Source organism: Bifidobacterium amazonense, from assembly GCF_018555435.2.
In the GTDB taxonomy this organism is placed as follows: Bacteria; Actinomycetota; Actinomycetes; order Actinomycetales; family Bifidobacteriaceae; genus Bifidobacterium; species Bifidobacterium amazonense.
This window is the reverse complement of sequence record NZ_JAFEJT020000004.1, coordinates 67750-90200: the sequence shown is the minus strand read 5'-3', so window position 1 is coordinate 90200 and position 22451 is coordinate 67750. Positions and strand designations below refer to the sequence as shown.

The following is a 22451-nucleotide window of genomic DNA, read 5'->3' as shown; positions in this document are numbered from 1 at the left end:
GAACACGGGACGGACGCCGGGGCGCCGGAACGTGCGGGTCCGACGATAATGGAACGCATGACCGGAACATTCAACGAACGCGTGTACGACGTGGTGCGGCGGATCCCGCGCGGCATGGTGGCGACCTATGGGCAGGTCGCCGCCTTGGCCGGGCGTCCGCGGTCCGCGCGGTTCGTCGGTTTCGCGTTGCATGCCAATCCCGAGCCGGGCGTGATCCCATGTCATCGCGTCGTGTTCCGCGACGGTTCGCTCGCACCCGGCTTCGCGTTCGGCGGCCCGGACGAACAGCGACGGCTGCTCGAGGGGGAGGACGTCGCATTCGTGCCGCCACGCGACGGTTCGGACAATGCCGGTGCCGAGGGATGGCTGGTCGATCTGGATCGTTGCCAGTGGCGTGCGTAGCGACGCCGTCCGCCGGCATATGCGTCCGCCGGACGGGTGCGGGGGACGGGACGTATGCGTATGCGGCGTCTGACGAGGGGCCGACCGCGGTTCACCGTGCCGTGACGGACACGATGCCGCCCTGCACGCTGACCGTTCCGTCGAGCTCCAGTTCGCCGAGCAGCGCGATCACGTCGGACAGTCCCGGACTGCCGTCCATATGCGCGGCGACCGCCTCGACGCTCGGCACGCCCCGCGACCTGCGGCAACGGCGCACGGCCTGCCGCACGGCGTCGAGACCGGACTTCTCCGGTCCTGTCGTGCCGGCGTGATCCTCGTCCGCACCGCATACGCCGGACGCAGCCGATGCGTCCGCGGTCTCCTGTCGGCGCGGCGGGGACGGCATGTGAGGCGGATGACAGTATTCGTCGATGCCGCGCGCGGACATGAGCAGGATCGCCTGATTGTCGTGGATGAGCCGATTGCAGCCGGCGTTGTGCGGCGCGTCGATGCCACCGGGCGCCGCATACACGTCACGGCCGAGCTCCGTGGCCCAGTTCGCCGTGTTGAGCGCGCCCGAACGCAGACGCGCCTGCACGACGACCACCGTGGACGCCATCGCGGCGATGATCCGGTTGCGCAGCAGGAACCGGCGGGCTTCGGGAATCGTATCCGGGCTCATCTCGCTGATCAGCGCGCCACCGCACGCCGTGATCCGCTCAAACAACGGCAGGTTGCAATGCGGTCCCACATGGTTCAGCCCGCCGGCGAACACGGCCACGGTCCGACCCGTCGCATCCGGCCCATAGCCCTCGTCCAACGGGGCGAGCGCGCCCCAGTGCGCTGCGGCGTCCGCCCCCATCGCGCCGCCCGAAACCACCAGATGGCCGTCTGCGGCGGCCCTGCGCCCGACCTCGCGCGCGATGGCGCGGCCGTACTCGTTCGCGCCTCGCGAGCCCACCACGCCGACCGGTTTCGCACAGCTGACCAGCGCGCCCGGATCCCCCAGGCCCCACAGGCACAGAGGTGCGGCCCAATCCTTGCGGATCGACAGATCGGCAAGCTGCTCCGGCCAGCAGGGGTGGCCCGGAGCGATGATCCACTGCCGGCCGTCTTCGGTGAGCAATCCGGCCAGATATGAGTCGTCCAGCGTATCAAGCCTCGACAGGCGGCGGCGCCACCCGTCCAGGGAGCCGCGGAACGCGGACAGCGTGGACGGCGTCGGCTTGCGTCCCCAACGTACCAGGCCGCGCACGAACCGCTCCTCCAGGGCCGTCCGAGCCGACTCGGAGGAGACGGACGACCCCCGCGCGCCGCCGTCCGCGGGGCCGGCGCCCGTCTCGGCCAACAGCGACAGCACTTCGCGTGCGCCGTCCGAAGCCCCCTTGATCGTCGCGTACATGATCGCATCCGCGCCGTCCAGACAACAGGTGAGCACGGCCCGAGCCAGCGCGTCATCATCGGGCGCGCCGCCCGCCGCCGGCAACGCCGCAGTCGTCCCGTCCATGGCATCCCTCCCGTCCATGGCACCGCTCACGTCACCCTCGTACGCAGCATGATGCCCTGATTCATCTCCTCGCACCCCGGAGACGTGCGCCCCGACAGATCGGCCAACGTCCATGCCAGCCGCATCGCACGATCCGCGCCGCGCAGACTCAACCGCCTCGATTCGAGCGCACGGTTCACCAGTTCCAGCGCCTTCGTCGACGTATGCGCGTGCAGCCACTCGCCCGACGCCTGCGCGTTGCACGACCAGCCCTCGCGGGCGAAGCGCTCCCGCGCCGTCATCCGCGCGACCACCACCGACCGGCGCATGTCGCGGCTGGTCTCCACGGCCTCGCCGTCGCCGCTGCCGCCGATACGCTCCACCGGAGGCACCTCCACCTGAATGTCGATACGGTCGAGAATCGGCCCCGACAGCCGGGAAAAATACCGGACGCGGTCCTTCTGCCTGCACGTGCAGCGTTCACCGGTGCCGTACGAGAACCCGCACGGGCACGGATTCGCCGCCATGACCAATTGGAAGCGAGCCGGATAGTAGGTCGAGCCCTTCGAACGGGACAAGGCGACATACCCGGACTCCAGCGGTTCGCGCAACGTCTGCAACGTGCGCGAAGAGAACTCCGGCGCCTCGTCCATGAACAGCACGCCGCGATGCGCCCGCGTGATGGCGCCCGGCGTGGCGAGCCCGCTGCCGCCGCCCACCAGCGCGGCGGTCGACGACGTGTGATGCGGCGCCTCGAACGGCGGCACATCGGAGATGCCATAGCCGGGCAGCACCCCGCACAGCGAACGGATGGACGCCACCTCCAGCTGCTCGGCGGAATTGAGCGGGCACATGATGCCCGGCATACGCGAGGCAAGCATCGTCTTGCCCGAACCCGGCGGTCCGGTCATCAGCAGATGATGTCCGCCCGCGGCCGCGACCTTTAACGCCCACTTCGTCATACGCTGGCCCACCACCTCGCTCATGTCGCCCATCGCGGGAGGCGTGAACGGTGCGGCATGCGCCGATTCGGAGGCCACGGTCCCGTCCGGCGGCGCATACCGGGCCCGGCCGCCCATCAGTTCGATCAGCTCGCCGACATGCCTCACGCAGATCACCTCCGGTCCATCGACCAGCGCCGCCTCGCCTTCGTTGGCCTGCGGCACGATCAGACACCTCACGCCGCGCTCGCGGGCGTGCAGCAGGATCGGCAGCAGTCCGTGGATCGGCAGCACCGTGCCGTCGAGGTTCACCTCGCCGAGCACGATCGTCTCCGCCAGACAGTCGTGCGGTATCGCGCCGGACGCGCTGAGCACGCTCGCCGCAATGGCCAGGTCATGCGAGGAGCCGCGTTTGGGCATGGATGCGGGGGACAGGTTCACGGTGACGCGCGTCTCGGGCCAGCGGAACCCGCTCGCCTGGCATGCGGATTTCACGCGTTCTCGCGATTCGCTCAACGAGGTGTCCGGCAGCCCGATCACGCTGAAGTACGGCAGTCCGGGAGAGATGAACGCCTGGATCTGGATGATGAAGGCCTTGAGCCCGAGCAGGCCGACCGATAATGCGCTGCCGATGGCCATCAGAACGCCTCCCGGATGTGGTTGACCGAGACGGTGCCGTTCAACGGGGCGGTGATCGCGATCACGTCGAAACGGATGCCGCGGTGCGGGATGCGCCGTTCCATCAGCCATTGCACGCCGGCGCGGCGCAGGGCGAGCCGCTTGCGCGCCGTCACGGCCTCCTGCGGCGGTCCGTAGCGTGCGTTGCGCCGCGTCTTGACCTCGACGAACACGATGACGCTGTCCGGCGTCATCGCGATCACGTCGAGCTCCCCATAGCGTGAATGCCAGTTGCGGTCGAGGATCGTGTAGCCGGCTCGTTCCAGCCGGTCCGCGGCGTATCGTTCGCCCATGGCGCCGAGCTGCCTGGGCGACAGGTCCGGGCGGCCGAGCCGGGAGGCAAGGTCGCCGGCTCCGGCGGGATGGTCGATGGCCGGAGGACAGGGGGTTGCGGTGTATGTGGCGGTGTTCATGGGATCCAAGTGCATCAGAGGCGCGATCCGTCCGCAAGCCGGACCGGGGTCTGTGGACGCAGGCTCGACCCATCGGCGTGTTGTGGATAACTCCATGTGGACAATTCCGGCGTGTCGTCCACAATCGACGGGTCGACGGCATGCGAGAGCCCTGCAACGGGCGTCGCGGAACGGTCGTTGCAGGGCTCGCGGGAAGCGGGAGCGGGCCTTACAGCCCGGCGTCGGCCGGTGTGATGTATCCGGGGTCGATGAGCGCGGTCTTGAGATTGGAGGCGCTCACCGCGACCAGATCCTCGCTGACGGTGGGCACGTTGACGCCGTCGACCTTGCCGGGGGAGACGAACGAGAGCGTGTTCCTGCTGACCGTCTCGCCGGCGTTGAGCTTCACGCACACCGTGGCCGTGTCCTGCGCGAGCGCCGCACGGTCCTCGAGCGCGGTCATCCACTGCTGTCCGGAGACGATCAGCGGCATGGAGTCCACGTAGGCGCCGTATCCGGTGATGATCGGCCACCGCGAATTGGCCTCGTCGGCGGCCTTCTGCCCGTCGGCGTCCGTTGTGCCGGCCTGCTCCTCCGGGGCCTTGATCGGATCGGGGACCTTGTCCCGCTGCAGGTCCTTTTTGCCGGTGATGTTCTCCACGATGCCGGAGATGGTGATCGACGGGTTGATGTCGGCGGCGGACCCCGTGTAGCCCAGTTCCCCAAGCTCCTTGGCCACGAGCGCGGCCGTGTGGTCGTTCATCGCGATGACGCCGTCGATGCGCGTGTGCGTCTGCGGCTTGCCCTTGCCGTCCATGCTGAGCCGTTCGCGCAGCTGCGCGGCCACGTCGTCGTCCTCGGCCGAGGAGAACGCGACGCTGCGCCAGTCGTCCGAACCGGTGTCCTTGTCGAGCGTGCCGGACGGGCTGACCGCCTGACCGGACTTGAAGTACGGCTGCAGCACGGACCATGCGCCGCGGAACGTCTCCGCGGCGAATGCGGCGCCGTCCCCGTCCGCGCAGGCCTCGGCGTTCCCATCGTCCCCGGAGGCGGGCGTGCACGCGAGCAGCACCTCGATGTTCTTCGGGTTGTCGGTGCTGGCCTTCTCCAGGTCGAGCTTGTCGACCATCTTGGTCGCCTGCACGCGGCCGATCTCCTCCGCGGTGGACATGCGCACGTAGACGTCCGGCCTGAAGCCGTCCAGCGAGCCGGCGAGCATGACCACATGCATGCCGTTCTCGCGTGCGAGCGTCAGCGCGGAGCGCAGTCGCGACTCGGCGTCCTGCAGCGTCTGGTCGTCGGACGTGCCGGACGTGCCGTCGGACGACGAGCCCACCTGCTGGTCGACGTAGTCGCCGTACTGGCGCACCGTGTCGTCGGGTGAGGTCACCGGGGCGATGACGATCGTCGTGGCCGCCGCGTCGCCGGACGACGTCGCGGAGACACGGTCGACGACGAAGTCCTGCACGTCGCGGCTCTGCTTGTCGAGACTGTCCGACGAGGTCGTCTCGATGCGTTTCTTGGCGACGCCGGCCTTTTTCAGGGCGGCGGTCAGCTCCGGGACGAACTTCGTCCACTTGTTGAGCGGGGTGTCCCCCGAAAGGGTCACTCCGTCGGACGGGGTGAAGACGGCGACGCTGCCGGTCGAGGCGCTCTGCGAGCCGCCGGCGGCCGCATCGTCCGACGCGGGCCGTGCGGCGCAGGAGGCGAGGGACATCGCCATGCCGGCCGCGACCAGCGGTGCGATCAGCCGGCGTGCGATGCGTGTGTCCCGGAAAGCCATGTCCAAATCCTCCGTCGTGGGGTGTGTCTTCGCAGGACGATTCTAGTCGATGGCCTGTCACCTTGTCCCGGATGCGCAGGACGACGTATATGACGACGGCCCGTCGACCCCGGGGGCATAGGGGACGGACGGGCCGCTGCTCCGACGGATCCGGACGGGACGGTCGGAACCTCAGGCGACGAGCGCCTTGGCGAGGTTCTCGTCGAGTGCGTTCATGAAGCCCTCCGTGTCGAGCCACGGCTGGTCGGGGCCGATGAGCATCGCGAGGTCCTTGGTCATCTGGCCGCCCTCGACGGTGTCGACGATCACCTTCTCCAGCGTTTCGGCGAAGTGGCGCACCTCGGGCGTGCCGTCGAGGTCGGCGCGGTGCTTGAGGCCGCCGGTCCACGCGAAGATCGAGGCGATCGGGTTCGTGGAGGTCTTCTCTCCCTTCTGCCAGCGGCGGTAGTGGCGCGTCACCGTGCCGTGCGCGGCCTCGGCCTCCACGGTCTGGCCGTCCGGGGTCATGAGCACCGAGGTCATGAGTCCCAGCGAGCCGAAGCCCTGGGCCACCGAGTCGGACTGCACGTCGCCGTCGTAGTTCTTGCAGGCCCAGATGTAGCCGCCATGCCACTTGAGCGAGCTGGCCACCATGTCGTCGATGAGGCGGTGCTCGTAGGTGAGTCCGGCGGCCTCGAAACGCTCCTTGTACTCCGTCTCGTACACCTCGGCGAAGATGTCCTTGAACTGGCCGTCGTACGCCTTGAGGATCGTGTTCTTCGTGGACAGGTACACCGGGTAGTGGCGCATCAGGCCGTAGTTGAAGCAGGCGCGCGCAAAGCCGCGGATCGAATCGTTCACGTTGTACTGCACCTGCGCCACGCCGCCGTCCTCGCCGTAGTCGTAGACGACGTGCTCGATCGGCTCCGAGCCGTCGGCGGGCGTGAACGTGACGGTCAGCCGGCCGGCTCCCGGCACCTTGAAGTCGGTGGCCTTGTACTGGTCGCCGAACGCGTGGCGGGCCACGACGATCGGCTTGGTCCAGCCCGGCACCAGACGCGGCACGTTGCTCATGACGATCGGCTCGCGGAAGATCGTGCCGCCCAGGATGTTGCGGATCGTGCCGTTCGGCGACTTCCACATCTTCTTCAGGCCGAACTCCTTGACACGCGCCTCGTCCGGCGTGATCGTGGCGCACTTGACGCCGACGTGCTCGCGCTGGATCGCGTGCGCCGCGTCGACGGTCACCTGATCGTCGGTGGCGTCGCGGTTCTCGATGCCCAGATCGTAGTAATCGAGATCCACGTCCAGATAGGGCAGGATCAGACGATCCTTGATGTCCTTCCAGATGACGCGCGTCATCTCGTCGCCGTCGAGTTCGACGACCTTGCCTTCGACCTTGATTTTGGCCATGCTGTCTCCTTGGGTGGTTGGCGATATGGGTCAAGTCATAGCGCATGTTTGTAACGCGGGCCGGTGCCATATCCGAAACGCGGACTGTCACGAGCCGGCATTAGCCTTGGCATCATGTCTCAGGAAATTGAAATCGGTTTGGGCAAGAAGGGCCGTCTGGCCTACTCGCTGGACGACGTCGCCATCGTCCCCTCCCGTCGCACGCGCGACCCCGAGGACGTCTCCACCTCGTGGCAGGTGGACGCCTACGAGTTCGATGTGCCGGTCATCGGCGCGCCGATGGACTCGGTCACCAGCCCCGCCACCGCCATCGCGATGGGCAAGATGGGCGCGCTCGGCGTGCTCGACCTGGAAGGCCTGTGGACCCGCTACGAGAACCCCGAGCCCCTGTTCGACGAGATCGCCGATCTGCCCGCCGACGAGGCGACGACGCGCATCCAGCAGATCTACGCCGAGCCGGTCAAGCCCGAGCTGATCACCAAGCGCCTGCACGAGATCCGCGACGCGGGCGTCACCGTCGCCGGCGCGCTCTCCCCGCAGCGCACCCAGCAGTTCTATTCGACCGTGGTCGACGCGGGCGTCGACCTGTTCGTCATCCGCGGCACCGTCGTCTCCGCCGAGCACGTCAGCCGCGACCATGAGCCGCTCAACCTCAAGAAGTTCATCTACGACCTCGACGTGCCGGTCATCGTCGGCGGCGCGGCCAACTACACGGCCGCCCTGCACCTGATGCGCACCGGCGCGGCCGGCGTGCTCGTCGGCTTCGGCGGCGGCGCCGTCTCCGCCACGCGCAAGACGATCGGCGTGCACGCGCCGATGGCCACCGCCATCGCCGACGTGGCCGAGGCCCGCCGCGACTACATGGACGAGTCCGGCGGCCGCTACGTGCAGGTCATCGCCGACGGCGGCATGGGCGACTCCGGCAGCTTCGTCAAGGCGCTCGCCATGGGCGCCGACGCGGTGATGCTCGGCGCGCCGCTGGCACGCGCCACCGAGGCGCCCGGCCGCGGCATGCACTGGGGTTCCGAGGCGCGCCATCAGACGCTGCCGCGCGGTTTCCGCACGAACGTGGGCACGGTCGGCTCCCTCGAGCAGATCCTGTTCGGACCCAGCCACCAGGCCGACGGCCAGGTCAACTACATCGGCGCTCTGCGCCGTGCCATGGCCTCCACCGGCTACGTGGACGTCAAGAACTTCCAACGCTGCAACGTGGTCGTCACCCCGTACGGCCGCTGACCGAAGACCGCGGTCCGCGGTTATCCACATTTCTCAACATATCCACAATTTGGCCCCCGTCCGTTGACGGGGGCCTTTTCGTATGGTGGAGTGGGGGAAGGCGCCGGGGACGGCGCCTCGGCGCAGGCCGCGACAGGCGGCGCGCCGCCGATCTCAAGGGGAGAAGGTGGATCATGGAGGATGCTGCGTTTCGGGCGTGGAGGCGAGACCCCATTCCGGCCGAGGAGGGCTTCCTCCAGCTGGAGATGTCGAACAAGCCGGTGCCCTACCGGATAGCGCGGTGCTTCGTCGGGGAGGTGGATTCCGTGCAGTGCAGGGCCCTGGCGATGTCGACGTGCCGGATCTCATGCATGGCGACGGACGCGGTGCGCGACCGTTTCCCGCTGGAGCGGCTGCAGCGCAGCATCACCGGGCAGGCCCTGCGCAAGCTCGACAACATGGCCATCATCCTTCGCCGCGACGCGATGGAGCATCCGGAGCGCGGGCATCGCATGGGCTCGCTGCCGGTCGTCCCCCAATCGCTCAACGGCATGCTGGTCAGCCCCGACAAGCTCGAGATGCACGTCCATCTGACCATCGGGACGGAGCACCACTGGGTGAACATCGTCCTGCAGAGGATCGGATGCCGATGGATGTGCGTGATGGCCGACGTGGGCTAGCGGACCATGCGCGGCGCGCGCGTCCGGCGGCGCGCACGGCGCTATCATAGCTGGTATGTTGCGTGAATACTCCGTGAAAACGATCCGTCCGACGACGGAACAGGACACCATATATTCGCTGCTGGCCGCGCGTGCGTCGCGCGATCCCGACGACCTGATCGCCCAATGGCAGGACGACGGGACGCGCCAATGGCACGACGTGACCGCCGGGCAGATGCAGGAGCGCGTCCGTCAGGTGGCCAAGGGCCTCATGGGCCTCGGCGTCAAGCCCGGCAGCATGGTCGTCATCTATTCGGCGACCTGCTACGAGTGGGGCGTCGTCGATTTCGCGTGCGCCGCCATCGGCGCGGTCAGCGTGCCGATCTACGAGACCGACTCGCCCAAGCAGGCGGCGAACATCGTCGCCGACGTGGATCCGGTCATCGCCTTCGCCGGCGACTACGACCACGCGCTCACGCTTGACCAGATCCGCTCGGGTCGCGAGAAGCTCAAGTACGTGTTCAACTTCAAGGCCGCCGGCCTCGACGCCGTGGCGGACTTCGGCGAGGCCGTGCCCGACGAGGAGCTCGACCGGGCCATCGCGCGCGTGAAGGCCGACGACATGGCCACGATCGTGTACACCTCCGGCTCCACCGGCAAGCCCAAGGGCGCGATGCTCTCGCACCGCAACTTCACGCACACCGTGCTCAACGGCTACGAGGTGCTCAACGACATGCTCTACCAGCCGAGCCGCCTGCTGCTGTTCCTGCCGCTGGCGCACTGCTTCGCGCGCTACATCCAGTACGTGGCCATCGGCTCGCACGGCGTGGTCGGCTACATCCCCGGCGCCAAGCACCTGCTGGCCGACCTGCGCGGCTTCAAGCCCACCTATCTGCTCGGCGTGCCGCGCGTGTTCGAGAAGGTGTACAACGCCGCCTCGCAGAAGGCTGGCAATGGCATCCAGGGCCGCGTGTTCGCGCGCGCCGTCAAGCATTTCGTGCAGTGGTCGAAGGACGCCCAGGAGACGGGCCGCCACCCGCTGTCGGCGCGCATCGAGCACGCGTTCTTCATGAAGACGGTCGGCGCGTCCATCCGTTCGGCGCTCGGCCCCAACCTCAAGTACCTCGCCTGCGGCGGCGCGCCGCTCAACGTCGATCTGGCCCACTTCTTCAACGGGCTCGACGGCATCACGTTCATCCAGGGCTACGGCATGACCGAAACGGCCGCGCCGTGCATGGTCAACTTCCAGGACTCCAACCGCGTCGGCTCGGTCGGCCACCCCGGCTGCGCCGAAGTCAGGCTCGCGGACGACGACGAGCTGCTCATCCGCGGCGAAAGCGTGTTCCTCGGCTACTACAAGCAGCCCGAACTCACCAAGGAGGTCCTGGAGCCGGACGGCTGGCTGCACACCGGCGACCTCGCCACGATCGACGACGACGGGTTCATCTACATCACCGGCCGCAAGAAGGACATCATCATCACCGCCGGCGGCAAGAACATCAGCCCCGCGCCGATGGAGGACACGATCGGCACGTGCCCGATCGTCTCCCACGCGGTCGTCGTCGGCGATGGCAAGCCGTTCGTCTCCGCGCTGATCGAACTCGATCCGGAGATGACGCGTTCGTGGCTCGCCTCGCAGGGCCTCGATCCGGACATGCCGATGTCCGAGGTCGCCCAGTCCGACGCGGTGCGCGCATACGTGCAGCAGTACGTCGACCAGGCGAACGCCAACGTGTCGCGCGCCGAGTCCGTGCGCAAGTTCGCCATCCTCGACGAGGAGTTCAGCCAGGACAAGGGCACGCTGACGGCCAGCATGAAGGTCGTCCGTCCCAAGGTGCTGCAGCGCTACGCCGACGTGATCGAGAACGTGATCTACACTTCCAAGTCGCCGAGCCGCCCGCTGCCGAAGACCGTGCAGCTGCTCGACAGGACCACGGAAACGGTCAAGCAGGCGTCCGAAAGCGTCAAGCAGGCCTCGGAGAACGTCAAGCAGGTGTCCGAAATGACCCCGAAGAAGGTCCGCGAGGCGCTGGACACCATGCAGGACCGGATTCGTCGGCAGTCGGCCGAATCCGCCGACGGCGCGGACGCGAACGGGACGCCGGCCGACGGCGCGGCGGCCGAGGACAAGACGAACGACAGCAACGAGAACGAGGAGAAGTAACGTTGGCAATCCGTGAGATCAGGGTCGTGCCCGACCCCGTGCTGCGCACCCCGTGCGACGAGATCAAGTCCATCACCCCGGCCGTGCGCCGGCTCGTCGAGGACCTGCTCGAGACCGTGGACGACCCGGGCCGCGCCGGCCTGTCGGCCAATCAGATCGGCGTGAGCCTGCGCGCGTTCTCGTACAATATCGAAGGCAGGATCGGCTACATCCTCAACCCGGTGATGGAGGAGAAGAGCGGCGAGCAGTACGGCGACGAGGGCTGCCTGTCCGTGCCCGGCCTATGGTACAAGACGCGTCGCGCCGACTATGCGCGCGTGCGCGGCATCGACCTGGACGGCAACGAGGTGGTGCTCGAGGGCAGCGGCCTGATGGGACGCATGCTGCAGCACGAATGCGACCACCTTGACGGCCACGTGTATCTCGACCGTCTGGAGAAGGAGGAGCGCCGCGAAGCGCTCCGATACATGCGCGCCCACGCGTCCAAGTAGGCGGTGCGGACCGAGGATCCTCGGCCGCACGTGAACCGTCCGGCTCCCGTCAAAGGGGCCGGACGGTTTTTGTATGGGCCATGCAATATCATGGAAACTTGTGTGCCATCCCGGCGATGACCGTAGTCGCAGACGGCCGGAGCCACCGAATATTGTCAACCGGCACACACCATATCGCGCCATGTCCGCGACGGTCCGTGTCGGTCGGCCGACGCCCCGGGAAACGGGGCCGACGCTGCACGCGGGCGCGCATGGCCAGGCAATAACCGACAAGAAAGGTAGTGCACCATGGCACAGATCACGATGAGCGAAATGCTCAAGGCCGGCCTCCACTTCGGTCACCAGACCCGTCGTTGGAACCCGAAGATGAAGCAGTTCATCCTCACCCAGCGCAACGGCATCCACATCATCAACCTGTTCAAGTCGCTCGAAATGATCGACAAGGCCTACGACTTCATCAAGACCACGGTCGCCCACAACGGCACCGTGCTGTTCGTCGGCACCAAGAAGCAGGCCCAGGAAGCCGTGACCGCCCAGGCCACCCGCGTGAACATGCCGTATGTCTCCGAGCGCTGGCTCGGCGGCATGCTGACCAACTTCCAGACCGTCTCCAAGCGCGTCAACCGTCTCAAGGAACTCGAGGAGATGGACTTCTCCGACGTGCACGGCTCCGGCCTGACCAAGAAGGAGCTGCTGCTGCTCGAGCGCGAGAAGGACAAGCTCAACAAGCAGCTGGGCGGCATCCGCAACATGAACCGCACCCCGTCCGCGATGTTCGTCGTCGACATCAACAAGGAGGCCCTGGCCGTCGAGGAAGCCCACAAGCTGGGCATCCCGGTCGTGGCCCTCGTCGACACCAACGCCGATCCGGAAGCCGTCGAGTATCCGATCCCGGCCAACGACGACGCCATCCGCGGCATCGAGCTGCTGACCAGCCTCATGGCCGACGCCGTGGCCGAGGGCCTGCTGGAGCGTTCCGGCAAGGCCGCCAAGGCCGAAGGCGAGACCGAGCAGCCGATGGCCGCCTGGGAGAAGGAACTGCTGACCGAGGGCAACGCCGAGCAGGCCGCCCCGGCCGAGGAGGCCGCTCCCGCCGCCGCTGAAGCCGAGGGCGAAGCCCAGGCCTGAGCATCCGTTATGATGGGAGGCGGCATCGCCTCCCATTCATATATGGGAAACATCGATTTAGAGGAGACAAACCAATGGCAGCAATCACTGCAGCTCTGATCAAGCAGGTGCGCGAAGACACCGGCGCCGGTATGATGGACGTCAAGAAGGCCCTGACCGAGGCCGAAGGCGACGTCGCCCGCGCCAAGGAGATCATCCGCGCCAAGGGCATCCAGGCCGCTGGCAAGCGTGAGGGCCGCAAGGCCCAGGAAGGCACCATCGCCTCCAAGGTCGTCGAGACTGCGAACGGCGAGACCGGCTACGCCGTCGAGCTGAACTCTGAGACCGACTTCGTGGCCAAGACCCCGAAGTTCGTCGAGTTCGCCGACACCGTGCTCGGCTACGCCGTGGCCGCCGACGCGAACAGCGCCGACGAGCTGCTCGAGGCCAAGGCCGAGGACGGCACCGTCAAGGTCGCCATCGAAGAGGCCGCCGCCCTGTTCGGCGAGCACGTCAAGGTCGGCCAGTTCGCCAAGATCTCCGGCGAGCACGTCGAGATCTACGCGCACAAGAAGTCCGTCGAGATGCCGCCGAGCATCGTCGCCATGATCGCCACCGACAAGGCCGGTGCCGCCGTGGCCCACGAGGCCGCGCTGCAGATCTCCGCGATGGGCGCCAAGTGGCTGACCCGCGAGGACGTCCCGGCCGATGTGGTCGAGTCCGAGCGCCGCGTGGCCACCGAGAAGTCCCTGGCCGAGGGCAAGCCGGAGAAGATCGTCCCGAAGATCGTCGAGGGCCGTCTCAACGCCTTCTACAAGGAAGTCGTTCTGCTCGAGCAGCCGTTCGTCAAGGATCCGTCCAAGACCGTCGGCAAGCTGTTCGAGGAGGTCGGCGGCAAGGCCACCGCCTTCGCCCGCATCGAGGTCGGCAAGGGCGACGAGGACGCCGAGTGAATCGACTGGCGATTCGCCCGTGACCTCGGCGTGTCCTGCACACGCTGACCGACGTTGATCGATACCGATCACAGGGGGCCGCATCCGCAAGGGTGCGGCCCCCTGCCGCGTATTCGACGTCGTGCCGCCATGCTCCATCTCGTGCCGCCTCGCGCTATGCGGGCCGTCACGGCATCGCGCACTATAGTGGTGGTGGTTCGTGGACGGATCAATGGATCCGGATCTCACGACGGATTGCAAGCATTGCACGACGTATTGCACGACAGGGAGGATCGGCATGATCGAAACGACGATGGGGGAGGGCGGCATCGAGCCGACCTGCAGGATGAGCGCCTGGCGCAGGAACCACACGACGGCGCGGGAGGCGACGAAACGCGTGCTGCTCATGCCCGGCACCGGATACAACTGCGACCGGCCGCTGCTGTACTATGCGGCGACAGCACTCGTCGAGAACGGCTGGTATGCGGATCGGCTCGACGTGAACGCCGACCTGTCCGTCACGCCCGCGGGGCGGATCTTCGCGATGCTCGACGGCGCGGTGGACCGCTGGCTCGAGCAGGTGCGCGCCGATGCGGGGGACGGGCCGGCGCCGCGCGTGCTCGTGGTCGGCAAGTCGCTTTCGACCTTCATCCAGCCCCATGTGGCTTCGCTCGGCCTGCCCATGGCGCTGCTGACCCCCGTCTTCTCCCCGGCCGACTTCGATCCGGCGCGTTCCGTCATTCCGGTGCCCGGCGACGCCGATTGGCGCGGCGGCGACGCGCCGGAGCCGCTGATCTGCGCGGGAACGGCGGACCCGTTGTACGAACCGTCGCGCGCCCGCCGTCTCAGCGGCCTCATCCACGAGTATCCCGGCGCCAACCATTCGATCGAGGTCCCGGGCGACTGGCGCACGTCCATGGACTATCTGCGCGACGTGACCGCCGCCGTGGCAGGCTATGCGGCGTCGGCCGACGTCACGGCCGACGTCACGGCCGACTGATACGGGCGGCGGGGCGGCCGGTGCGCCGCACGGGAATCCCGGTACGTCCCCGCGCGTCCGCCACGACACTGTCGTCGTTTGCGGATAGGCTGATAGACGGTAAATTTTGCGGTTTCGCGGCAATGTCAGGCCGCACCGCTCGCAAGGAAAGGCTGTGTATGACTGGAGAAAACAAGCCTCGCAGAGTGCTGCTCAAACTGTCCGGCGAGGCGTTCGGCGGGGGGCACGTCGGCATCGACACGCACGTGGTGCGCCGCATCGCCGAGGAGATCGTCCCCGCCGTCAAGCAGGGCGTGCAGGTCGCCATCGTGACCGGCGGCGGCAACTTCTTCCGTGGCGCCGAGCTGCAGCAGGCCGGCATCGACCGTTCCCGCGGCGACTACATGGGCATGCTCGGCACCGTGATGAACTGCCTCGCGCTGCAGGACTTTCTCGAGCAGGAGGGCCAGGCCACCCGCGTGCAGACCGCCATCACCATGGGCCAGGTCGCCGAGCCGTACATTCCGCTCAAGGCCATCCGCCACCTCGAAAAGGGCCGTGTGGTCATCTTCGGCGCCGGCGCCGGCATGCCGTACTTCTCCACCGACACCGTCTCCATCCAGCGGTCGCTGGAGATCCACTGCGACGAGGTGCTCATGGGCAAGAACGGCGTCGACGGCGTGTACACCGCCGACCCGCGCAAGCACGCCGACGCCAAGCGTTTCGCGACGCTCGACTACAACCGCGCGCTCGTCGACAACCTCGCCGTCATGGACGCCTCCGCGCTGTCCATGGCCCGCGACAACAAGCAGTGCATCCGCGTGTTCGGCCTTGAAGGCGAAGGCAACGTGACCAGCGCCCTGCTCGGCGACAAGATCGGCACGCTCGTCTCCGACGCCGAATCCACGCTCGCCGACTGACGGGACGGCGCGGGCGGGCGGCCACGCCGTCCCGCGACATTCCACGAAGCATCGGCAACACATCCGCAAACCAAACCAACCAAAGGAGCAAACATGGCTAACCTCGTCGATCAGGCCAAGGACCAGATGAAGAAGACCGTCGAAAACACCAAGGAGAACTTCTCCGGCATCCGCACCGGCCGCGCCAACCCGGCCCTGCTCAACGGCATCACCGTCGAGTCCTACGGCATGACCATGCCGCTCAAGTCCGTCGCCACCATCGGCGTGCCCGAGCCGCGCACCCTGTCCGTCTCCCCGTTCGACCCGTCGCAGGCCAACGCCATCGAGAAGGCGCTGCGCGACTCCGATCTGGGTGCCTCCCCGCGCCGCGACGGCAACGTGATCCGCCTGACCATGCCGGAGCTCACCGAGGAGCGCCGCAAGGAGTACGTCAAGCTCGCCAAGACCAAGTCCGAGGAGGGCAAGGTCGCCGTGCGCAACATCCGCCGCAAGACCAAGGAAACCATCGACAAGTCTGTCAAGGACGGCGACATGGGCGAGGACGAGGGCGACCGTCTGCTCAAGGAGCTCGACAAGGTCACCAAGCAGGTCACCGACGAGCTCGACTCCCTGCTCGAGACCAAGCAGAAGGAGATCATGGAGGTCTGACCTCCCCTTCGTTCGGATCGTGCCGGAAGGGACGGGCATGCGGGCCGCACCGCGCTCCGGCCCGCCCCTCCGGCACGATCCGTCGGCCTGCGACGGACAGGACGGACGGAACACGGATCAAGCGATGGAGGACCGCGATGGAAAGCCGCGAACAGCGTGAGAAAGAGGCCGAGGAGGCCATCGACGCGATCAACAAGAAGACCGGACGCAACATGCCGCAGGCCATCGGCACCGCGGTGGTGCTCATCGCCGTCATCCTCGCCTGTCTGCTGATCAGCATCGACCTGTTCGTCGCGCTCATCATCGTGTTCATGATCCTCGCGCTGTGGGAGCTGCGCGTCGACTTCGCCACCGCCGGACTGCACATCCCGGTCATCGTGCTGTGGGTCTGCTCGACGGTCACGCTCGTGGCCACCTATCTCTCCCCGTATCACATCGTCGCCATGGCGATGTGCGTAACGGCCTCCGCCGTGCTGGTCGCCATCGCGGCCAGCGCCAAGATCAGCGTCGGCAACCGGCTGTCGACCGCCGTGGCCGCCAAGCTCGCGCACACCGACGCGGGCGCGCGGCTCGAATCGTCCTTCAACCACGAAGGCGGCGAACAGCATCACAGCAGGCTCAGCCATGTCGCCGTCTCCCTGTTCACCGTGCTGTACATTCCGTTGCTCGGCTCGTGCCTCATCATTCCGCTCACGTTCAACGGGCATCCGGTCGCGCACGCCATCATGCTGGTCTTCCTGCCGGCGCTCAGCGACACCGGCGGCCTGTTCGCCGGAGCCTGGCTCGGCAAGCACAAGCTGTCCCCGCGCATCTCACCGAAGAAATCCGTCGAGGGACTGGTCGGCTCCATGCTCTTCGCCATGGCCGGCGCGTTCGCCGTGTTCGCATGCACCTACGACGCCTCCCTGTGGGCGACCCGTTGGTGGGTGCCCGTCGTCGCCGGCGTCATGATCGGCATCGTCGGCACGTTCGGCGACCTGTGCGCCTCCATGCTCAAACGCGACATCGGCATCAAGGACATGGGCCACCTGCTCAAGGGCCACGGCGGCGTGATGGACCGCATCGACTCGATCCTCCTGTCCGCGCCGTTCACCTGCCTGCTGCTGTGGGCCACCGGCCTGTGACGGCCCGCCGTCGTTTCCGCAACAGCACACCATGACCGCAAGATTGGACGTGAGATGACCGAACAGAACGAAACCCCAGCAATCTCCGAAACCCCCGAAACCGGCATCACGCCGGGCGGCACCACCGGCGCATTCCGCGACGTGCTCTCGAAGGACCACGCCCGCCGCGGCAAGCCGCCGCTGCACTTCGCCGACATGACACCCGAGCAGCGCATCGCCAAGGCCGCCGAACTCGGTCTGCCGAAGTTCCGTGTCAAGCAGCTCGCCAACCACTATTATGGGCATTTCGACGTGAACGCCGCCGAATTCACCGATTTCCCGGCCGCCAAGCGAGCCGAGGCGGCGCAGGCGTTCTTCCCCGAGCTCATCCACGAGGTCACGCGCCAGGTGGCCGACAACGGCACCACCATCAAGATCCTGTGGCGCCTGTTCGACGGCTCGCATATCGAATCCGTGCTCATGCGCTATCCGACCCGCACCACGCTGTGCATCTCCAGCCAGGTCGGCTGCGGCATGGGCTGCCCGTTCTGCGCCACCGGAAAGCTGGGCCTCACCCGCAACATGTCGGCCGGAGAGATCCTCGAACAGGTGCGCGTCGCCGCCCGCATGATGCGCGACGGCGAGGTCGCCGGAGGCCCGGGCAGACTCAGCAACATCGTGTTCATGGGCATGGGAGAGCCGATGGGCAACTACAACTCCGTGCTGTCCGCCGTGCGTCAGATCAGCGCCATGCCGCCCGAGGGATTCGGTATCTCCGCGCGCAACATCACCGTGTCCACCGTGGGCGTGGTGCCCGGCATCAAGAAGCTCACCGCCGAAGGCATCCCGGTGCGTCTGGCCGTTTCGCTGCACGCGCCCAGCGACCAGCTGCGCGACGAGCTCGTGCCGATGAACAAGCGCTTCAACACCACGCAGGTGCTCGATGCGGCGCACGACTACTATCTGGCCACCAAACGGCGCGTGAGCATCGAATACGCGCTCATGCGCGGCATCAACGACCAGGCCGAGCATGCGAGGCTGCTCGCCAAGCGGCTCAACCACTACGGCGACGACTGGGTGCACGTCAACCCGATCCCGCTCAACCCGATCGAAGGATCCCGCTGGACCGCCTCCAAGCCGGAGGACGAGAAGCGCTTCCTCGACATCCTGCACGCCGCCGGCATCACCGCGACGCTGCGCGACACGCGCGGCCAGGACATCGACGGCGCCTGCGGACAGCTCGCCGCCAAGACCAAGGAGGCGTTCGGCCGGCAGGCATGATCATGCCATGATCATACGATCGTTCCCGTCGTGAACATGGCCCGCGCGTCCGCGCGCAGGGCGACTAAGCTGTCGTGCGATGGTTCCGTGGCTTTCGGAAAGGAATGACGATGGGGTTCATTGATCTGGTGGAGCATCTGTTCGCGCACGACACGCAGCACACGGCGAAGATCGGCAGGCCGCTCTCACTGCGCGACGCGAAGACCGTGCTGGCGATGATCGCCGTGCATCAGCCGCTCGCCGACATGCGCAAGGTCGCCGACGCGGTGAAGCAGCTGCAGGACGAGTTCCCGCAGTACGCGACGTACGGCATGACCCATTATTACAACGAGCCGAAGCGCGTGCGCTTCCAGTCGGAGGGCGGCCGGTTCGTCGACGCGGACGCGATCGCAGACGCGTTCGCCGCATCCACGATCCTGCAGGACGAGATCACGATCCAGCATCTCATGGGCGACATCGCCGACAACCGCGAACATCGCGACCCGGAGAAGACGCCCGCGATCCCGGCCGACGAACTCGCGCGGACCACCGCGGAGCGTCTCTCCGGGACGGACGAGACCGCACGCCGCGCATGGCTGTTCGCACTGTACGACCAGCTGGACGACATCGACGAGGCGACCAAAGGCGGGCTGGATCCGTTGCGCAAGGCGTTGGCGGGCGGTGCGGACGGCGACTCCGGCGACGCCGTGGCCGGGATCCGCCGGCGCATCGTCGACCTGCTGTTCCCCGCCGCGGATTCCGCCGCCGGCGATGCCGCATACCGCGTCCTGTCCGATCCGCAGGCCGCGACCGACGACTACATGGCCGCCGTGCAGGTCTTCCGTGACCACGGCGTGAACGTGCCCGAATCGGAGCCGCTCGAACGCTGACCGAGACCGACGCCGCGCGGTGCGGAAACGTCCGCCGACGGGATAGGATATGAACCCGTCGGATTCGCGGGAGCATGATCCGCGGGGACATACGGAAGGACGGATGCGATGGCCGCAACGAACGCGCTGGATTCAGGACTGGGCACCAAGCCGGTGCCGCGCCTCGCGCTCGCGCTGTCGGTGCCGACCATCGTCGCGCAGGGCGCGAACGCCTCGTACACGATCATCGACCGCCTGTTCATCGGCCACATTCCCGGACACGGCAACGACGCCATGACCGGCGTGGGCATCTGCTTTCCGATCCTGCTGGCCGTCTCCGCATTCGCCTCGCTCATCGGCGCGGGCGGCGCGCCACGGGCATCCATCGAACTCGGCCGCGGCAACTTCAAAAAGGCCGAACGCATCCTCGGCACAAGCACGGCGTTCCTGATCGCCACGGCCCTTGCGCTCACCGTCATCCTGCAGCTGGCGAAACGGCCGATCCTCGTCGCGTTCGGCGCCAGCGAGGCGACCCTCGGCTACGCGATCGACTTCATCGGCGTCTACCTGATCGGCACGCTGTTCGTGCAACTCACCTTGGGACTCAACAACTTCATCTCCGCGCAGGGCAAGACCACGATCGCCATGGTGTCCGTGCTGCTCGGCACCGGCGTCAGCCTCGCCCTTGACCCGGTTTTCATCTTCGTATTCGGATGGGGCGTCAGGGGAGCGGCCGCGGCGAACGTGATCGCACAGCTGGTCTCCACGCTCTGGATCGTCGCCTTCCTCGCATCCGGCCGCAGCGCGATACGGCTGCGCCCGCGCGACATCCGCTTCGACCGGCTGATCCTGCCCGCGTTGGCGCTCGGCCTCGCGCCGTTCATCATGCAGATCACCGAATGCCTGATCAACGTGGTGTTCAACGTCGGCCTGCAACGCTACGGCGGCGACGACTACGTCACGTCGATCACCATCATCACCTCGCTCATGCAGATCGTCAGCGTGCTCACCGCGGGATTCCAGCAGGGCATCCAGCCGATCATCGGCTACAACTTCGGCGCGCGCGACATGGACCGCGTCCGTCAGGCCATCCGCATGGCGTTTCTCACGCAGATCGTGTCCGCGACGGCGCTTGTGTCCATACTCGCCGCGTTCCCCGGCTTCTTCGCCGGCTGGTTCACCGACAAGCCCGACGTGATCGCGATCGTGACGCGCATGATGCCGATCTTCGTCAGCGGATGGGGCATCTTCGGCATCCAGATGGGCGTGCAGTGCTCGCTCGTCGGCATGGGACAGGCGAAACTGTCGATCTTCCTGGCGATCCTGCGCAAGGTCATCCTGCTCGTGCCGCTCGCGCTCGTCCTGCCGTACTGGATCGGCGTCAACGGCATCTTCATCGCCGAGCCGATCTCCGACGCGACGTCCGGCATCGTCGCCGGCATCCTGTTCTTCTTCACCTACCGTCGCATCCGCGCGCAACTTGCCGAACGGTAGCCTGCCGGCGTCAGCGTGACGATGCGGACGTGTCCGGAACCGTGCCGTCATCCGCGCATGAGCCCCGCACCAACGAGTCGATGACGCCCGCGGCGAAGCCGACTGCCGCCGGCACCACCCAGCCGAGCTGGTACCGCTGCAACGGCAGCAGGCCGAGCACGCCGTCAAGCCACGGCATCGAGACACCGAACGCATGGGCCAGGCCGGCGACGCACGTCGCGAACGAGCAGACCGCGACCAGCAGCACGGTCCAGCCGTACACGCGGCCGAACCGCGCGGCGAACGCGCGGGGGAGGAACGCCAGCAGCACCAGCACGATCGCGATCGGATACAACGCGGCGAGCACCGGCACGGACACCCGGATGATCGCGCTCAGCCCGGCGTTCGAGACGACGAAACTGAACACGGTGAACACGGCCTGCCATGCGCGGTAGCTCACCGTGCGCCCGGCGACGGTGCGGAACCGTTCGTGGAAGTACGTCGCGCAGGTGCAGATCAGCCCGGTGCACACGTTCAGGCAGGCGATGACGAACACGACGCCCAGAAACGCGGTGCCCGCATGGCCGAACAGCGCCGACGTGAGATTGGTGAGCACCGTAGCGCCGGTGTCGGATGCCGGGTCGATCCGCGCGATCGCGCCCGAAACGACGCCCACGTAGCCAAGGGCGCCGTAGACGACGATGAGCAGCACGCCGGTGCCGAGTCCGGCGATCGCGGTTTCGCGCCGAACCTGCGGTTCGTCGTCGACGCCGTGGACGCGCACGTTGGCGGAGATCACGATGCCGAAATACAACGCGGCGAGCAGGTCCATCGTCTGATAGCCGTCCAGGAAGCCGCGGACGGTCTGATGCGTCGCGTAATCGCCGTATGGGGCAGTCGGCGTGCCGATGCCATGCGCCAGACAGGCGACGAACAGTATGGCGATGAGCGTCAGCAGCAGCGGCCCCATGAAGCGGCCAAGCACCTTCGACAGCCGTTCGGGATGCTGCGCGAACAGGAACGCCAGCGCGAAGAAGACCAGCGAATAGGCCAGCTGCGTGGCCGCCCGACCGTCGGCGTCACGGACGAACGGCGCGACCATCATCTCGAACGACGTGGTCGCCGTGCGCGGGATCGCGAAGCACGGGCCGATGGTCAGGATGATCGCCAGACCCAGCGCCAGCGAGCAGCGGGGAGAGACCCGGCCTGCCAGGGCGTCGAAGCCGCCGGCGAACGTGACGGCCAGCACGCCGAGGATCGGCAGGCCCACCGCTGAGACGATGAACCCGGCCGTGGCGGCAAGCGCGGCCGAACCGGCCTGCACGCCCACGAACGGCGGGAAGATGAGGTTTCCGGCGCCGAAGAACATCGAAAAGAACGTGAACGTCATCAGCAGACGCTGTCGGGCGGTCAGGCGCATGTGGAGGTCTCCTCGTTTCCGATCATGTCCGCGCGCAGGGCGTGGACGGGCGTGTGACGCGAATCTCCACCATACCGGACAGACAGGAAGAGGATGCGCAACGACAAAACAACGACAAAAAAAGGCTTCCGCCCCACATGGGGACGGAAGCCTTTTCC

20 protein-coding genes are annotated in these 22451 nt (G+C 67.2%); 14 read left to right on the top strand and 6 right to left on the bottom strand.

All coding sequences use genetic code 11. The features are described 5' to 3' along the window. The first annotated feature begins 57 nt into the window (after positions 1-57). On the top strand, positions 58-402 hold the full coding sequence (locus JS533_RS02050) for an MGMT family protein (RefSeq protein WP_241512896.1): 345 nt from the start codon (positions 58-60) through the stop codon (positions 400-402). Between the two features lie 91 nt (positions 403-493). Here JS533_RS02050 and JS533_RS02045 read toward each other — a convergent pair whose 3' ends face one another. The 5 genes from JS533_RS02045 to JS533_RS02025 all read right to left on the bottom strand — a co-directional run bounded on the left by JS533_RS02045 (position 494) and on the right by JS533_RS02025 (position 7053). After that, a complete protein-coding gene (locus tag JS533_RS02045) occupies positions 494-1888 on the bottom strand; it encodes a DNA-processing protein DprA (RefSeq protein ID WP_241512895.1) in 1395 nt (464 codons plus the stop codon). 26 nt (positions 1889-1914) lie between these two features. Continuing rightward, positions 1915-3447 carry a YifB family Mg chelatase-like AAA ATPase gene (locus tag JS533_RS02040; RefSeq protein ID WP_241512894.1) on the bottom strand — a complete coding sequence of 511 codons (1533 nt, stop codon included), beginning with the start codon at positions 3445-3447 and terminating at the stop codon, positions 1915-1917. After that, on the bottom strand, positions 3447-3899 hold the full coding sequence (locus JS533_RS02035; RefSeq protein WP_274619133.1) for a YraN family protein: 453 nt from the start codon (positions 3897-3899) through the stop codon (positions 3447-3449). Before JS533_RS02035 ends, JS533_RS02040 begins: the two co-directional genes overlap by 1 nt. Positions 3900-4107: 208 nt before the next feature. Continuing rightward, positions 4108-5661 (bottom strand): type 1 periplasmic-binding domain-containing protein, encoded by a 1554-nt coding sequence (locus tag JS533_RS02030; protein WP_241512893.1) that lies wholly within the window; start codon positions 5659-5661, stop codon positions 4108-4110. 171 nt (positions 5662-5832) lie between these two features. Next, complete coding sequence (locus JS533_RS02025) at positions 5833-7053, bottom strand: NADP-dependent isocitrate dehydrogenase (protein ID WP_241512892.1); 1221 nt, start codon at positions 7051-7053, stop codon at positions 5833-5835. 114 nt (positions 7054-7167) lie between these two features. On the opposite strand from JS533_RS02025, the gene JS533_RS02020 reads away from it, so the two are divergent. The 13 genes from JS533_RS02020 (at position 7168) to JS533_RS01960 (ending at position 20894) form a co-directional block, all read left to right on the top strand. After that, positions 7168-8289 carry a GuaB3 family IMP dehydrogenase-related protein gene (locus JS533_RS02020; protein WP_241512891.1) on the top strand — a complete coding sequence of 374 codons (1122 nt, stop codon included), beginning with the start codon at positions 7168-7170 and terminating at the stop codon, positions 8287-8289. A gap of 173 nt (positions 8290-8462) precedes the next feature. Continuing rightward, the gene (locus JS533_RS02015) at positions 8463-8948 is read left to right on the top strand and encodes a hypothetical protein (RefSeq protein WP_241512890.1); all 486 of its coding nucleotides are present in this window, start codon (positions 8463-8465) and stop codon (positions 8946-8948) included. A gap of 55 nt (positions 8949-9003) precedes the next feature. Beyond that, positions 9004-11091 (top strand): AMP-dependent synthetase/ligase, encoded by a 2088-nt coding sequence (locus JS533_RS02010; protein WP_241512889.1) that lies wholly within the window; start codon positions 9004-9006, stop codon positions 11089-11091. A 2-nt stretch (positions 11092-11093) separates the two neighbouring features. Beyond that, the gene (gene def, locus JS533_RS02005; RefSeq protein ID WP_241512888.1) at positions 11094-11582 is read left to right on the top strand and encodes a peptide deformylase; all 489 of its coding nucleotides are present in this window, start codon (positions 11094-11096) and stop codon (positions 11580-11582) included. Positions 11583-11870: 288 nt separating this feature from the next. Beyond that, positions 11871-12710 carry a 30S ribosomal protein S2 gene (gene rpsB, locus JS533_RS02000; RefSeq protein WP_241512887.1) on the top strand — a complete coding sequence of 280 codons (840 nt, stop codon included), beginning with the start codon at positions 11871-11873 and terminating at the stop codon, positions 12708-12710. 74 nt (positions 12711-12784) lie between these two features. Beyond that, positions 12785-13642 (top strand): translation elongation factor Ts, encoded by an 858-nt coding sequence (gene tsf, locus JS533_RS01995; RefSeq protein WP_241512886.1) that lies wholly within the window; start codon positions 12785-12787, stop codon positions 13640-13642. Between the two features lie 277 nt (positions 13643-13919). After that, positions 13920-14621 carry an alpha/beta fold hydrolase gene (locus JS533_RS01990; protein ID WP_420838607.1) on the top strand — a complete coding sequence of 234 codons (702 nt, stop codon included), beginning with the start codon at positions 13920-13922 and terminating at the stop codon, positions 14619-14621. Between the two features lie 158 nt (positions 14622-14779). Next, the gene (gene pyrH / locus JS533_RS01985; RefSeq protein WP_241512885.1) at positions 14780-15520 is read left to right on the top strand and encodes a UMP kinase; all 741 of its coding nucleotides are present in this window, start codon (positions 14780-14782) and stop codon (positions 15518-15520) included. A gap of 93 nt (positions 15521-15613) precedes the next feature. Next, positions 15614-16168: a ribosome recycling factor gene (gene frr, locus JS533_RS01980; RefSeq protein ID WP_241512884.1), complete on the top strand. Its 555-nt coding sequence runs from the start codon at positions 15614-15616 to the stop codon at positions 16166-16168. A gap of 137 nt (positions 16169-16305) precedes the next feature. Then, positions 16306-17292 (top strand): phosphatidate cytidylyltransferase, encoded by a 987-nt coding sequence (locus JS533_RS01975; RefSeq protein WP_241512883.1) that lies wholly within the window; start codon positions 16306-16308, stop codon positions 17290-17292. 54 nt (positions 17293-17346) lie between these two features. Continuing rightward, positions 17347-18552 carry a dual-specificity RNA methyltransferase RlmN gene (gene rlmN / locus JS533_RS01970; RefSeq protein WP_241512882.1) on the top strand — a complete coding sequence of 402 codons (1206 nt, stop codon included), beginning with the start codon at positions 17347-17349 and terminating at the stop codon, positions 18550-18552. A 110-nt stretch (positions 18553-18662) separates the two neighbouring features. Then, a complete protein-coding gene (locus tag JS533_RS01965) occupies positions 18663-19421 on the top strand; it encodes a hypothetical protein (RefSeq protein ID WP_241512881.1) in 759 nt (252 codons plus the stop codon). A gap of 108 nt (positions 19422-19529) precedes the next feature. Further along, on the top strand, positions 19530-20894 hold the full coding sequence (locus tag JS533_RS01960; RefSeq protein ID WP_241512880.1) for an MATE family efflux transporter: 1365 nt from the start codon (positions 19530-19532) through the stop codon (positions 20892-20894). A 10-nt stretch (positions 20895-20904) separates the two neighbouring features. Here JS533_RS01960 and brnQ read toward each other — a convergent pair whose 3' ends face one another. After that, complete coding sequence (brnQ, locus tag JS533_RS01955) at positions 20905-22293, bottom strand: branched-chain amino acid transport system II carrier protein (protein WP_241512879.1); 1389 nt, start codon at positions 22291-22293, stop codon at positions 20905-20907. Positions 22294-22451: the final 158 nt, after the last annotated feature.